The following is a 16,165-nucleotide window of genomic DNA, read 5'->3' as shown; positions in this document are numbered from 1 at the left end:
TCTTGGTCTATCCATACTCACTGGCCCCGATGCGCGGGACCTTGATAATACTCAGGCCATAAGGCATAACCGTAAGGCACAAAACGTGGCGGGCCGAAAGCCCGCTATCTGGCTTTCAGGCCAGCGCTACAGGCTGTTCAGCAACAGGTTCTGCAGATGCAAATGACGTGGTTACGTCTTCCATCTGACCGGCTTCAAATTTGAGAATGCGGTCAGACAGTGAGAAGTAATGTTCGTCGTGACTGATCACGAACACGGTCTTACCCAAAGACTTAAGCTCAGGTAAGAGTTCGCGATAAAAGAAGTTTCTGAAATACGGGTCCTGATCGGCTGCCCATTCATCAAAAATATAAAGCGGTGTGTCTTCCATGTACGACAGCAATAAGCCCAGACGTTTCTTCTGACCCTGAGAAAGCTCAGTGGTCGATAAAATGCCTTTTTCTACCGTGACTTTCTGATCCAGCTTCAGCTTGCTCAGATATTGACGAATTTTGTTGTCATCGGCCAGCATGCCGTTGGCATCGATCACTTGCTCAAACAGGTAGAAATCAGAAAAGATGGTGCTAAAGTGGCAACGGTACCAATCCATTGCATGCGCGGCATCCCGACCATCAAGGCGGATACTGCCGCGAGTTGGGGTATACAAACCACATAACACTTTGGCGAAGGTAGATTTACCACAGCCATTGCCGCCAATCAGGAAAACGATTTCGCCACGCTGGATTTGCGTACTGATAGGCCCGATGGAGAAGTGGTAGTCGTCGCTGTCATCACGACGGTATTCATATTCGATGGCCTCGATGTCCAGAGTGTGCCAATTATGCTCAGGGTGCAGTGTGTTGTCCAGCTGATCAGTCAAAATCTCTTCCGATAGTTGCAGCTTTTCTATTTTCTGGCTCGACACTATGCCCTCAGCAACCACAGAGTAGGTGTTGATCAACACCGTCAGTGGACCAATCACATAAACCAGCGTCAGCACAAAGCTCACCACCACCTCAGTGGCTATGCCGCTCAAAAACAGTTGTGACATAAAAACCACAGACCCCAGCGCCAGGAACAAGATCAGATTGGTCCAGTTGCTCAGAATGATAAATATAATGTGCGCTGAAATTGTCGACTTTTTAATTTCCTGAATATTTGGCGTCACCACCTCTTTGTAAAAAAAACGCTTACGGTTGAAGTTAATATTCAGTTCTTTACCACCGTCAATCAGGGCACGAAAGTTCTTAAACAGGCTGTCATCCAGTTCCCGCACAGCCTGAAAGCGCTGAATGCCCAGGCTCATAAGCAGCTGAGCGACCAGCATAGCTAGCAACAACACGCCACCGACAAACAAAAACAGCTGCCAGGACTGATAGCTCATATAAGCAAAACACAGCAACACGGTAGCCAGGTTATAGGCCACATGCGGTACGGCACTCAGGGTTGCGGTGAGTGACTCAATGTCTTTGGTCAAAGTAGCAAAAATCCGATGCCCACCCACGCGCTCAATCTGCTCATAACTGGTCGACAAAACACGCTGAACCAGATTCTCGCGAATACTTACCATGATCTGAACGGATAACTTAGTGAGAATGTACTGAGAAATCACACTAAAGGTGAGAAACCCCGCCAGTGCGACGAAAAAAATGCCCAGTGCTTTGAGCACATCAGAGTCCGGGTTAGACACATTTTCTATCTCAGCATTGACCAGTGAAATGATGCCGATGCCTGAAAGCGCACTGACAACACTCAAAAGCGTGGCAAGTATGAGTAGTTTCTTATGAGATAAAACTAGCCGATATAACATAAAACAGCCTTGTAATGGTTACTAATTCTAAAATAGGTATTACGCAGGCTGAAACTACTTTGCCCCAGCCTGCATGCTTGGGTCAGATAACCCGTTTCACTCTTTGTCTACTCAGGCCAGTAGCGCCATGAGTTTGTCTGCCAGGCCACTGACATAAGGACTTTTCACCATAGTGACATGCTTGCCTTCTGTGTGGATGGTCTCTACCTGTGTGCTGACATATGCCTGCAACTGGGTCTGTTTTTGCTGCCAGTATGCTTCTCCCAGCTCAGGAGTCACTATCATGCTTAACGCACCATTGAGGCAGGCTTCGGGCTGATAGCGTCTTGACCAGTCCACCTGCTGGAAATACACATTGAACAGGCGCTGAGTCATACCCAGGCTGAGCCAGGACAACAACTGCTCTTCGCTGTCTTCAGGTTTAAGCGCTTTGGCATAGGACAGCATTAATTCCTGCTTTTCAGCATCGCTGATCTCGAACTGGGCTTCATCATCGGTTGCCACTAAACACTCGCACAGTAGCAGCTGTGTTTTACATCCTAATGACTCCAGTTTCAGTGCAGTTGCAAATGCTACGGCTCCCCCTGAACTATGGCCCATCAGTACAGCCGGTTCTGCCTCTGCGCCACGCGCATTGCGCTCACTGACAATGGCATCTGCATAGCAACTGATAAGTTCATCCCAGCTGTCGATAACCGGGTCCTGCTCGCTCATGCCTACAGGCTCCAGACTCATGATCTGCACCTGAGGTAACGCCCGTGCCAGGTCCATGTAGCCGCCGCTGGTCATGCCCGCTCCGGGCGCCAGATAAATCGTTACTGCCGGGTCAAAATCCAGTGACAACACGGGGCGAATGGCCTGCCATTGCTGGTCATTATGATGAGCAATGCACTCGGCCATGGCGCTGAGTGTGGGTCGCTCTACCACTTTGTTGATAGCAATCCCGTGGGTTTTGAAAACCTGATCAATATTCTGCACCAGCTTCATTACCAACAACGAGTGGCCACCCAGTGCAAAGAAGTTGGCGTCACGGCTGATCTGATCGGCGGGCAGTTTAAGGACATCGGCCCACACCTGCGCGAGCATCACTTCAGTATCCCCTTTCGGTGCCTCATAACCGCCAGACAGTGCGGACAACTCAGGCGCAGGCAGCGCCTTGCGGTCAATTTTTCCGTTTGGCGTCTGTGGCCACTGACTAATATAGATAAAGCTATCGGGCACCATGTACTCGGCCAGTACCTCGCTAAGCTGTGCTCTGATGGCAGTCGTCAGTGCCTGCTCATCGTATTCACCCAGCGGCTTCACATAAGCCACCAGACGCTGACTACCATGCTCATCGGTTAAGGCCATCACCAGCGCTGAATCTACATCGCTGTGCTCACCGATATAAAACTCAATTTCGCCCAGCTCAATGCGCAAACCGCGGATCTTCACCTGATGATCCAGCCGGCCCATATACTCAATGTTGCCGTCTTCGCGATAGCGCACCAGGTCGCCGGTTTTGTACAACCGCTGGCTGCTGTTTGCTGCACTGGCATCGAAAAACGGGTTGGCGATAAAGCGCTCGTCAGTCAGCTCCGGGCGATTCAGATAGCCGCGGGCCAGGCCTTCACCGCCAATGTGTAACTCACCGCACGCCCCTTGCGGTAGCAGGTTCAGTGCTTCATCGAGGATCAGGAGCTGAATATTCTGAATGGGCTTACCTATCGGCACACTGTTGCCATACGGTTGCGCGCAATCCCAGTAACTCACGTCGATGGCGGCTTCCGTCGGACCATACAAGTTATGTAACTGCGCAGTTGGTAAGCTGGCCCTAAACTGTTCGACATGACTTATCTGTAATGCCTCACCACTACAGAACACCTGTTTTATTGAGGTGCAGCGGCCCAGGTCGCCCTGTTCCAGCATCACACCCAGCATCGAGGGCACAAAGTGCAGCTTAGTGACACCGGTGGCCACAACTAACTCACTCAGGTAGGCAGGATCTTTGTGTCCACCGGGCTTGGCAATCACCAGCTCGGCACCTTTGAGCATGGGCCAGACGAATTCCCACACTGATACATCAAAACTGTACGGGGTTTTTTGCAGAATTTTATCTGACGTGTCGCAGCCATATTCTTTGTCCATCCAGTCGATGCGGTTATGCAGCGCCTGATGCTCAAGCAAGACACCTTTGGGTTTGCCCGTTGAGCCTGAGGTATAAATCATATAAGCCAGATGCTGCGACGTCAGGCCGATTTCATCGACGGCAATATTTCGCTCGTCATGGGCGTCATAATCAAACTCGTCCAGCGCCACTACCTTTGCTTCGCCCAGTTCAACGCGATTAGCCACAGCACGTGTGCTGAGTACCACATCGGCACTGGCATTCTCAACCAGATAATTAAGTCGCGCAGCGGGTAATTCAGGGTCCAGCGGCACATAAGCACCACCGGCTTTAAGAATGCCCCAGATGCCAATCACCATTTCGAAAGAGCGTTCAACACACAGTCCAACCAGTGAATCCGGACCAAGATTATGAGTGTTGCGTAAATAGTGTGCCAGCTGATTGGCCTTACTGTTCAGCGCGGTATAAGTGAGGGTCTGCGCCTCGAAGCGCAGTGCAATATTCCAGGGTGTCGCTGCGACCTGTTGTTCAAACAGCTGATGCACACAGGCCTCACGCGCATAACTTTGCTCAGTGTCATTCCACTGTTCCAGATAACGATGTTGCTCGTCATCGGGCAACACTGGCAGCGCAGCAACCGGCTGGAGTGAATCGCTTTGCAGCGCATCCAGTAACTGAGTCAGTGCGGTAACCAGATACGCATTGATACGCTGGCCATTCACCTTGTTGTCGATTTGCAGCGTAAGTGAAAAATCACTGCCCAAATCATCGACCGACATCACACACGGATAGTTAGTACGTTCTTTCACGCCCAATAGTTTCAGCTCCGCCGCTTCATCGGGCGCGCTCACATCGTGAGAATGACGATAATTAAGTACCGCACTGAACAATGGCATGTTGCCCTCAACGCCCGAAGCCTGCATAGCCTCAGAAAGCGGAGCTTGCTCATGGGGGAGCAGCGACTGCAGGGCCGCATGCACATCGAGCAAAGCCTCCTGTGCACTGCGCAGGTCTAGTTTGACACGCACAGGTAAGGTATTAATCATCATGCCCAGCATGTTTGCCATTTCAGGCCCGCCCTGCATTCGCCCTGATAACACAGTGCCAAACACCACATCCTGCTGACCAGAACAGGCGGCCACTACCCGCCCCCAGGCCAGATGAAATAACGCAGCCGGGCTCATTGCCTGGCTTTTGGCATAGTCTCTCACTTTACTGGCAAGCTCAGCCGGAATGCGCTGTTTAAACTCATCAATTTGACCACCATCGCCGTTTACTTCGCTCAGCCCAAACGGTAGGCCGGCTGGTCAAAGTCTCCTAATTGCGCTTTGAAATATTGCTGAGCGTCGTGATGCTGCTGGTCGTGTAGTACACGAGCGATAAAATGACGATAGGGTGTCACAGCAGGCAAACTGGCTGCGCCTTCGCTTTCTATCCGGGCCAGCTCAGCCATCAGAATATCCAGCGAGACATGATCAATCAGCAAGTGGTGCACTTTAAGCACAACATAAATTTGCCGGGATTGTTTATCCTCCATCGCCTGTAACTGCATCATAGGTGCCGATTCCAGCTCAAGGCGGTGTGCACCGTGTGCGACATAGTTTTCGAATACCGCTTGCACATCCTGCCCGGCGTTCACCGGCAGCCATTGCGCCGCAATCTGCGCCTCACGCAGCACCACCTGAACGGGCTCAGTGCGGCCGCGCCACAAAATCGCGGTGCGCAATACATCATGACGGGCGATCAGCGTATTGAGCTGTGTCTCCAACAGCTGTAATAACGCTCGCTGTGAGAATGAAAACGCCATGGTTGTAACATAGGGGTCGCGGCCATCACTGAGTGTGTGCATCGCCAGGATCCCCTGCTGCAACGGCGCCAGAGGATAGATATCCTGAATGTTTATAGCACCGCCCGGAATCTGCGCCGTTATCTCATTGATCTCGTCCTGCGTAAGGCTAACCAGATCCAGCAGTTCAGGCGTAATTTCAGTACACTCGAGAGGGATCCGGTTTTGCGGCACCACAAAGCCCTGTTCTGCATCCTCACTCAACTGAGTCGCCATCTGCGCCAGTGTGCTGCTGGTAAACAGGGCCTGACTATCAACCTGATACCCTCGCTCTTTGAGCGCAGCAATAAGCTGTATCATCAGCAACGAGTGACCACCCAGCGCAAAGAAATTAGCTGTTGTGCTGAGCTCTGCCGGGTCGCGTTCAAGCAATTCACCACACACGTCAACCACGACCTGTTCCGCCTCAGAGACGGGGGCCGTGTATGCTGCATCCACCTCTGTCAGTGCGGGTTCCGGCAGCGCACGGCGGTCGATTTTTCCGTTGCTGGTTAACGGCCAGTGCTCAATCAGGACCAGCGCATCCGGAACCATATAGCCAGGTAACCGCTGTGCCAGTGTCTGGCTCAGCTGAGTGTTATCCAAGGCCCCAAGCTCCCGTGCTGCACAGGTTAGTTCAATATAAGCCACCAGGCGTTTATTTGCTTCGCCGTTTACCACCACCAGCGCACTGGCCACGCTGTCCAGCTGCGTGATTTGTTGCTCGATTTCACCCAGCTCAACCCGGAAACCACGGATCTTGATCTGGTTGTCGGTACGACCCACATAGTCAATGACGCCATCGGCCTGAACACGTACTAAGTCACCGGTACGATAAAGGCGTCGATAGGCATCACTTTGAGCGTCGTCATAGAAAGGGTTGGCGGTGAATTTTTCTGCGCTCAGTGCTGCCAGGTTTAAATAACCCAGCGCCAGTCCGGGTCCGCTGACACACAGCTCACCCACACTCCCCGGCGGTACCAGTTCATTACCGCTGAGCACCATCACACTGTCGCCCTGTAGTGCACGACCAATCGGCACCGCATTTGCGGGATCAAAATGCGCAGGCACCGGGTAACAACAGGTAAAGGTGGTGTTTTCGGTCGGACCGTAACCATTGACCACTTGCACTGCTGGCAAAGCATGCTGCACCCGGGCCACAGCCTGCGGGTCTAACACATCACCACCAGCCAGCACCGTGCGCAGCGAGCTCAGCTGTGTCTGTGCCTGCGTGCTTACCTTGCTCCACTCACTAAACAGTCCGGCGGTCAACCACATCGCATTGACCCGGTGCGCCTCAATCACCTGATTCAGTGTCTCCAGTGTGATATGGGCTTGCGGATAGATCACGCAACAACCACCATTGAGCAGTGGCCCCCAAATTTCCAGCGTTGCCGCATCAAATGCCACATTTGCAGCCTGCAAAAACACGGTGTCCCGGTCCAAACTCATGAAGTTGGGCGACATCACCAGTCGGCTGATGGCCCGATGTGGCACCACAACTCCTTTGGGTAATCCGGTCGAGCCTGATGTATAAATCACATAAGCTGGGTTTTCTGGCTCAGGCAAGTGCTCAGTAAGCTGTGCAGAGCCAAAACGCATAAACGCGTCACATCCCTCAATTGTGAGTGCAGGGGTCAGCTCCAGCGCCTGTATATTGCTGCTTTGCAGTATCGGGCGATGTTCAGCACAGGTGAGCACCAGGTTAAGATCTGCATCTGCCACAATATGGTCGATACGTGACTGCGGATAGTCCGGATTCAGCGGGACATAGGTCGCGCCACTTTTTAGCACGGCCAGCATTGCGACTATCATCTCAATACCACGCGGCAGCAATAAGCCGACATATGCATGGCGACCTTGTGCTATCAGATAACGAGCAAGACGATTGGACGCACTGTCGAGTTCACTATAGCTAAGCTGACGCTGGCCACATACCAGTGCGATATGCTGCGGCGCAAGTGCGACACTGCGGCTGAACAACTCTGTCACCGTCTGATGAGCGTCCTTTGTCAGCTCACTGGGGGTCATCAGCGCCGCCAGCTGCGCCTGCTCTGTTGCATGAAGCGCCGAGATTTCACTCAACATTGGCTGACTGGCACTCGCCGCAGCACCTGCCAGCCTTTCGATAACCGCCACCAACTGGGCGTTGAAACGTGTAATGAGCGCCGGGCTGAATAAGGCTTTGTCATATAACCAGCTAATATGAACACCTTGCTCATCCAGACTCAGGTTAATCTCCAGATCAAATTTACAGATAGGTTCATCGCCACTCAGCGGTGTCATGCTCAGCTCGGGCAGTGCCACACTGTGCGCCTGTTCACTGGCTACCCCATAATCAGAGTTAGTAGTCAAAATTATCTGAAATAAAGGTGTATGAGCACCATCACGCTCAATGTTCAGTGCCTCGACAATCTGCTCAAACGGCACATCCTGGTGGGACTGAGCCTGCTGGTTGACGTGGCGAATATGGGCTAAAAAGTCTGCCAGCGTGTCATGCTCTGTGCTTACTCTGAGCACCAGAGAATTGACAAAAAAACCAATCAGGTCTTTCAGCTGGGCATCGCTGCGATTTGCAACCGGGGTGCCTATCACCACATCTGAGGTGCCGCTAAAACGCGACAAGGTCAGTGCCAGCGCACCATGCATGAGCATAAACGGGCTGAGCTGATACTGTTCACCCAGCTGAGTAAGTGCTTTGGCAACAGGTACCCCCAGCGAGGCATCATGCCTGGCGCCCAGATACCCTTTTTGTGCAGGTCTTGGATAGCTCAGCGGCAGGCTATGCAATGCGGGTAAGTCGGTCAGTGTCTGCTGCCAGAATTTCAGCCCGGATGCGAGCACCTCTTCGCTCAGCCACTCACGCTGCCAGTGCGCATAATCTTTGTATTGCAAAGCCAGCGCAGGCAGCGGACACGCATTGCCCTGCACCAGGCTGGCATAAATCGCAAAGAACTCCTGGCTCAGGATCGCCATCGACCAGCCATCAGAAGCAATATGGTGCATATTTAATAACAAGTATCCCACCACCTGGCCCGGAGCCGTATGACTCATGCTCACCCAGGTTGCACGGATCATCAGATCCTGGCTCAGGTCAAAGGGTGTCTGAGCATCTTCTTGCAGCAACGCATCCAAAGCCTGTTGTGCTGCATCAGGTGCCTGCGCACTCAGATCCACACAGGTTAATGAAAAAACCACATCATCGCGCACAACCTGCACCGCTTTGCCCTGTTGAGACTGGTACACAGTGCGCAACACCTGATGACGCTGCACAATTTGTGCGAGCGCCTGTTCCACCAGTGCAGGCTCCAGCTGACCTTCGACACGATAGATCTGCGGCATATTATAGTGCGCACTGCCGCCGTGTAGCTCATTGAGCATCCACAGACGCTGCTGTGCAAAAGAGAGAGGCGCGCTGCAACCCGGCGTCTTTTTCAGCGTCGGGCGTTTGTGACTGCGGGCATAAAGCTGGTGTAAAAATGCCTTGAGCGCGTCCTTGTTTTCGGCCAGCTGACGTTTCAGCTGACTGTCCATTTCTTTGGGTAGCTTGAGGGTGATTTTATCATCCTGAGACTGAAAAATAACACCCGCTTGTTGTAGTTGTTGAAAGAGCAACTCAACACTCATAGCTCAAAATCCTCAAATTCATTGTTGTCTTGCTGCGCTGGCAGCGCCTGGTCATGAATGGCCTGAACCGACTCAATAAACCCGGCAATCTGCTGAATATTTTCGCAGCGATACAGGTCAGCGATTTGCAGTTCAATTTCAAGGTGCTGGTTAAGCGCCTGAAGCAACTTCATGACCAACAGTGAATGGCCACCCAGCTCAAAAAAGTTGGCCTGTGTACTGATCTGCTCAGCTGGCAGGTCCAGTAACTCCGACCACAGTGCAACCAGCTGCGTTTCCAGCTCGCTGGCCGGTGCCACATATTCAGCCTGCATCAGACTGAAATCCGCTTCGGGCAGAGCATGTCTGTCGATTTTTCCATTCGGTGTTAACGGCCAGTCTTGCACCAGTACAAAGGCTGCGGGGATCATATAGGCAGGTAACTGGGCGGCCAGTGCCTGGGCCAGCCCCTGAATATGCGCACCTTGTTCCTCCTGTTTGCCACCGCAGTTTAATTCCACATAGGCAACCAGCTGTTTATCCCCCCGGTGCGCGTTTTAATGGTGACCAGTGCCGCAGCCACATCGTCCAGCATTTCCAGCTGGCGTTCAATTTCACCCAGCTCAACCCGGAAGCCACGAATTTTAATTTGAGCATCTACCCGCCCGGTATATTCAATCAGCCCGTCAGTATTGCAGCGCACCAGATCGCCGGTGCGATACAAGGTTTCAGGCTGGTTGCCCTGAGTCTGATACGGATTGCGAATAAAGCGCTCTTTGCTTAGCGCTGGCTGATTAAGATAACCCAGTGCCAGACCATCACCCCCAACGCACAGCTCACCAACCACCCCTTGTGGTACCCGACGACCATGCGGCGTTAAGATCAGCAGCTGGTCGCCCTGCACTGCGCGACCAATTGGCACGCCTGAACTTAAGTCGCTGTGTTGAGGCACCGGGTAACAACAAGTAAAAGTGGTGTTTTCCGTTGGTCCATAACCATTGATCACTGTGACCTCAGGCAGTGCCCGTTGCACGGCGGCAACCGCTTGCGGATTGAGCACGTCTCCACCGGCCAGCACGTTTTGCAACGCCAGGGTGTCAGCTGCCAGTTCATTACACACTTTGCTCCACTCAGTAAACAGCCCCGAGGTCAGCCACAGTGCTGTGATCTCCTGAGTACGCAATACCTGATTCAGTCCATCCAGTGTGATCAGGCTGTCCGGATACAACACACAGCGCCCGCCATTCAGTAAGGGTCCCCAGATTTCGAGCGTCGCGGCATCGAAGGCAATGTTGGCACTTTGCAGAAATACCGTTTGGCTATCCAGAGCCATAAAATTAGGCGCATGTACCAGGCGATTGACGGCTCGGTGTGGGGTCATTACACCTTTTGGTGTGCCCGTGGAGCCAGAGGTGTAAATCACATAGGCCAGCGATTGCGGTGTCAGCGCATCTGCCCGGGTCAGATTGTCTTTACTCAGGGCTGACCAGGGCGTGTCAGCGTCATCCAGCATCAGTTTTGTCACCTGACTGAAGGCCAGAGTCTCTTGTTGCGCTCGCTCAGTCAGGATCACACTCAGCTGAGTATCTTCTAACATATAGGCCAGTCGCGATTGCGGATAGTTAGGGTCCAGCGGTACGTACGCACCACCGGCTTTCAGAATCGCCAAACTGGCCACTATCATCTCTACAGAGCGGCCTATACACAGACCCACTAAAGTTCCGGAGCCAACCTGATGCGCTTCGCGCAAATAACGCGCCAGCTGATTGGCTTTGGCATTCAGTTCACCATAACTGAGGGTCTGCTCATTCAGCCGTAAGGCAATACTGTCCGGTGTAGCTCTGGCATGCAGTTCAAACACCTCATGAATACAGGCACTGCGAGGATAACTGGCTTCGTCACTTTGCCCCTGACTGAGTTGTGTCAGCTCAGGCTCACTCAGTACTGCCAGTGTCGCAACCGACTGCTCACTGTGCTCATTCAATGCCTCCACCAGCGCGTCTAACGCGGTGTGCATTAGCTCAGCGATCCGTGCTGCACTGACGCTTTGTTCAATCTGGTAGTCCAGACTAAAACTATCGCCCTCTCCCAGATCATTCACCGATAAATCGAACGGATAATTAGTGCGCTCACGCGTGCTAAGCAGCGCCACGCCGGGCGACGTATCCTGTTCACCCGCAGGTTCCGACTGTGTCGCCGAGTGGCGATAATTCACGATGGCACTGAACAGCGGCGTATTGCCGTCTATCCCACTGTAACTTTGCGCTTCGGCCAGAGATACCTGTTCATAGGGTAACAGCGCCTGCAAGGCATCATTGACTTCTTTAAGTGCAACATGGGCCGCCTGATGACCTAATGATACGCGCAGTGGCAAGGTATTGATCAGCATCCCCATCATACGCTCAATGCCCGCCATACCGTTCATCCGGCCAGACATCACAGTACCAAACACCACTTCATCACGGCCACAACAGGCACTGAGTACTTGCGCCCAGGCAAGGTGAAACAAAGCCGCCGGGCTGCACTGATGGCGTTTACATAAAGTGCGGATCAGCTGAGACTGCGTGTCGCTGAGCGTCGAGTGAAATTCAACTACCGAATTACCATCCCCGGTGACCTGAGCCAAATCAAACGGCAAGGTGGGTGTATCTATGTCGCCCAGTTGTTCAGTGAAGAAGGCTTCAGTGTCAAGCTCAGCGCTTTGCGCCATTGAACGAGCAATAAATTCCCGGTAAGGCAAAGGCGCTGGCAGTGCCAACACATTGTCGGCTTCGAGTTCACTCATCAGGATCTCTAATGACACATGATCGGTAATGAGATGATGGAATTTGAGCATGGCGAATACCCGCCCCAGTTCATCCTCTGGCGTGACCACCAACTGGATCAGCGGCGCAGACTCCAGATCAAACCCATGTGGTCCGCTTGCCACATACTCAGTAAACTGCGCCTCAATGTTGCCCTCACGGAGCGCCAGTTCAGTGACCGGTAGTCTGGCTTCACGCATGACTACCTGCATCGCCTGCTGACGACCACGCCAGAAAATCGCGGTGCGCAGCACATCATGACGTTGGATCAGCCAGTTCAGCTGAGTCACAAACCCAGACAATTTACCCGCTGATGTGAACTCAAAACTGGCGGTAGTGACATAAGGGTCATGTTCTGGATTCAGCGTATGAACAAAGAGTACCCCCTCTTGCAGAGGCGCCAGTGGATACATATCCTGAATATTGCGCATCCCGCCGGATGTCGCTGCGGCGATGGCATCAATCTCAGATTGTTCAAGCGTTGCCAGCGTCAGCATGTCGGGCGTAATGGCATCACACTGAGGCGGTATTTTATTCTCAGGGATGGCAAAGGTGTCGCCGGCCTCGCAAATAACTTCCGCCATAGCCGCCAGATCAACGGCCTGGAACAGCTGCTGGGCGCTGCAACTGAGGTTGTGCTGCTGCAGTTTGGCCAGTAACTGCATAATCAGCAAGGAGTGGCCACCCAGTTCAAAGAAGTTTGCGGTGGCACTGATTTTATCCTGCTCCAGCCCCAGCAGCTCGGCCCACAGGCTTGCCAGCAATTGAGCGAGCTCAGTCTCGGGCGCCACATATTGTGCACTGCTTTGTTGTAACGCATCCGGCGCTGGCAGGGCTTTTTTGTCAATTTTACCGTTTGGTGTCAACGGCCACTGTGGCATGACCACAAACAGACCGGGTACCATGTGGGCCGGTAATTGTTGTCCAAGACGTAGTTTGATATCGCTGATCCAGGCTGCCTGCTGCGTCTCATCCTGGGTTGTCTCACACGTGATACAAGGCTGGACATAAGCCACCAACTGCTGCTGACTATCCGCCAGTGTGCGCGCCAGCACCTGCGACAATGCAACATCATCGAGTTGGTTCAGGCGATGTTCAATCTCACCCAGCTCAATACGGAATCCACGGATTTTCACCTGGTCATCGCTGCGACCAATAAACTCCAGTCGTCCGTCCTGCCGGTAACGCACTAAGTCGCCAGTGCGATAGAGGCGAGGGCTGCAATCCGTGTTGTGTGTCTCGTAATAGGGATTGGCAATAAAACGCTCTTCGGTCAGTTCAGGCCGATTGAGATAACCACGGGCAACACCGGCACCGCCAAGATAAAGCTCACCAACACAGCCAATTGGCAAGCGCTCCATCGCTTCACCCAGCACATAGGCCTGACTGTTGGCGATGACATAACCTATGTCCGGCACCGACTCTAGCTGTGTGGAAAAGCGCGCACAGGTTGAGTAAGTGGTATCTTCCGACGGCCCATACAGATTACACACCTCAGCCTCGGGCAAGGCTGCAAAAATTTGGTTTACCTGTTGCGCTGTCAGTGGTTCACCGGCCAGATTAACTGTGGTCAGGCTTGCGGGTAATGCGCCCACATCCAGCAGCGCCTTCATTGCTGAGGGCACGGTATTGATCAGGCTGATATCCAGCGGCTGATCCGCCAATGCCAGGGCATTTTTAACCACCACAACTTCGAACCCAAAGCTCAAAGGTAAGAAGATTTCATACACAGACAAGTCAAAGTTCAGTGACGTTGAGGCCAGTACCCGGCGCAGCGCCTGATCGCTAAAAGCAGCCCTGGCCCAGTAAAGCATTGCGACTGTGTTACGGTGTTCGATCATCACGCCTTTTGGTTTGCCCGTCGACCCCGAGGTATAGATCAGATAGGCCAGATGCTGTTCAGTCACACCACTTTCACAGCGCCCGATATTTGCCGTGGAATAATGCGAGAACGCACAGCCGGGCTGTGTAATCAGGTCATCCAGCATTACCCTCTGTGTGCCGGGCAATGACACTGTACCGGTGAGTGTTTGCTGGGTCAGGACCACTTTCAGACTGGCGTCTTCAATCAAATAAGCCAGACGCTCTTCAGGATAAGCCGGGTCAAGCGGAATATAAGCGCCACCGGCCTTGAGAACAGCCAGCATAGCAACCACCATTTCCACGCCACGCTCCAGACATATCCCCACCGGACAATCCGGAGCAATGTGATGCTCAAACCGCAAATAGTGAGCCAGCTGATTGGCTCTGGCATTCAGTTCACCATAACTCACAGCAACATCGCCACACTGCACAGCAACGCGTTCAGGTGCTTGCTCTGCCTGTGCTTCAAATAGCTCGTGAATACAGCGCTGTTGTGGATACTCAATAGCGTTGTCGTTAAACCCGCTGAGCTGTGTAATCTCATTATCGGTCAGCATAGGGATAGCAGCGGTGCTCAGCGTACTGTCGGCATTGAGCTGTGCCAGAAAAGCCAGTGTGTTGTTGAGGTGCTGCGCCAGGGTTTCGATGCGCTCGCGCGTGAACAGTGCCACGTCATAGGTCCATTCAATTGCGCCGCCGTCATCACTTACCGAGGCATTGATGTCCAGATCAAACTTGGTCGTTGCGCCATTGCCCTGCAATGGGCTGATGGACAGACCTGCCAGCTCAGTGGTATCAGCATGTGCATCGCGCACACCGTATTCGGAGTTCGTGGTCAGCATAATCTGGAACAGCGGGCTATGGGCTGTGCTGCGCGGTACTTTCAACACTTCAACGAGTTTTTCAAAAGGCAGATCCTGATGAGACTGAGCATCCAGGTGTACCTGCCTGAGCTGAGCCAGATAGTCACCAAGTGGTTGCGCCTGAGTATTCACCCTCAGGATTAATGTATTGACGAAAAAGCCGATCAGCGATTCGAGCTCCACCTGACGGCGGTTAGCCACAGGCGTGCCGATGACAATATCATGGTGATTACTGTTGCGAGACAGTACCAGCGCCAGCGCCCCATGGATCAGCATAAACGGGGTTAACCCATAGCGACGGGCAACGGATGCCAGCTGCTGACATAACTGTGCACTCAAAGTCTGTGATACCACCTCGCCCTGATATGTTTTCACTTCAGGTCTGGGGTAATCGAGCCCCAGGGCATGAACTCGGGGCAGTTCGGCCAGTTGCTGCTGCCAGTAACTGAGCTGGGCATCCAGCACCTCACCTTGCAGCCAGTCACGTTGCCATTGTGCATAGTCGGCATACTGAATGGAAAGCTCCGGCAACGGATTTGGCTGACCATAACCAAAGGCATGGAACAGGGCAAAGAATTCCCGGATCAGGATGTCCATAGACCAGCCGTCGGTGGCGATATGGTGCATATTGATAAACAACACACCTGCATCTCCCGCTGGCAGAGTCGCAAAACGCACCCGCAGCATAAAGTCTTCAGCCAGATTGAAAGGCTGCTCTGCGGCCTCACGAACAAAGCGCTCAATACCACTTGCCTCGTCCTGACTTGTCAGGTGTGACTCCTCAACGGTAAAGTCTTGCGGGTCAAGCAGGGATTGCTGCATACCTTGCGCGGATTGCCGGAAAACGGCTCTGAGCACCTCATGACGGGAAACAATCTCACGAAACACCCGCTCTATCAGTGCCACATCTAGTTGTCCACTGAGCCTGAACACCATCGGCATATGATATTCGGCGGAGCCACCCTGAATTTGGTCCAGCGTATACAGGCGTTGCTGTGCAAATGATACTGGATAATGGCTGAGGTCTTCACGGGGGGTCACCGGGTTTACCTGCGGGGCATCGCTATAGTGTGTCAGCGCCTCAATAATTGCACTTTTATGTTGTTTGATCTGCCTGGCAATGTCGGGCGTTATGGCCCCTTTTTTGGCTTTAGACTTTAATGCCCCGTCCTGCAGAAATAGCCGGATCCCCGCCTGCTCAAGCTGCACGAGTAGCTGTTTGATATTTTCCATAATGACTGACTAACTCATATCTGTGTTAACTGCAAAAGCGCTGCGCCCGCAACAGGTGTGCTGTTCGTGTATCCG

At 53.0% G+C, this 16,165-nt stretch carries 5 protein-coding genes; all 5 read right to left on the bottom strand.

Annotated elements, in window-relative coordinates; genetic code table 11:
* Positions 1–115 precede the first annotated feature (115 nt).
* Positions 116–1,789 (bottom strand): cyclic peptide export ABC transporter, encoded by a 1,674-nt coding sequence (locus ELR70_RS03185; protein ID WP_054016239.1) that lies wholly within the window; start codon positions 1,787–1,789, stop codon positions 116–118.
* Between the two features lie 111 nt (positions 1,790–1,900).
* Positions 1,901–5,107 carry an amino acid adenylation domain-containing protein gene (locus ELR70_RS25230; RefSeq protein ID WP_241566268.1) on the bottom strand — a complete coding sequence of 1,069 codons (3,207 nt, stop codon included), beginning with the start codon at positions 5,105–5,107 and terminating at the stop codon, positions 1,901–1,903.
* A gap of 71 nt (positions 5,108–5,178) precedes the next feature.
* Complete coding sequence (locus ELR70_RS25225; protein WP_241566267.1) at positions 5,179–9,348, bottom strand: amino acid adenylation domain-containing protein; 4,170 nt, start codon at positions 9,346–9,348, stop codon at positions 5,179–5,181.
* Positions 9,345–9,848: a phosphopantetheine-binding protein gene (locus tag ELR70_RS25220; RefSeq protein WP_241566266.1), complete on the bottom strand. Its 504-nt coding sequence runs from the start codon at positions 9,846–9,848 to the stop codon at positions 9,345–9,347. Before ELR70_RS25220 ends, ELR70_RS25225 begins: the two co-directional genes overlap by 4 nt.
* Positions 9,839–16,090, bottom strand: coding sequence for a non-ribosomal peptide synthetase (locus tag ELR70_RS03175; protein WP_241566265.1), 6,252 nt, complete (start codon positions 16,088–16,090; stop codon positions 9,839–9,841). The genes ELR70_RS25220 and ELR70_RS03175 overlap by 10 nt, the downstream gene beginning before the upstream one ends.
* Positions 16,091–16,165 lie beyond the last annotated feature (75 nt).

The sequence above is a fragment of the Pseudoalteromonas sp. R3 genome, from assembly GCF_004014715.1.
Lineage (GTDB): Bacteria > Pseudomonadota > Gammaproteobacteria > Enterobacterales > Alteromonadaceae > Pseudoalteromonas.
The sequence above is the reverse complement of the archived record's forward strand: the minus strand, read 5'-3'. Positions and strand labels throughout refer to the sequence as shown.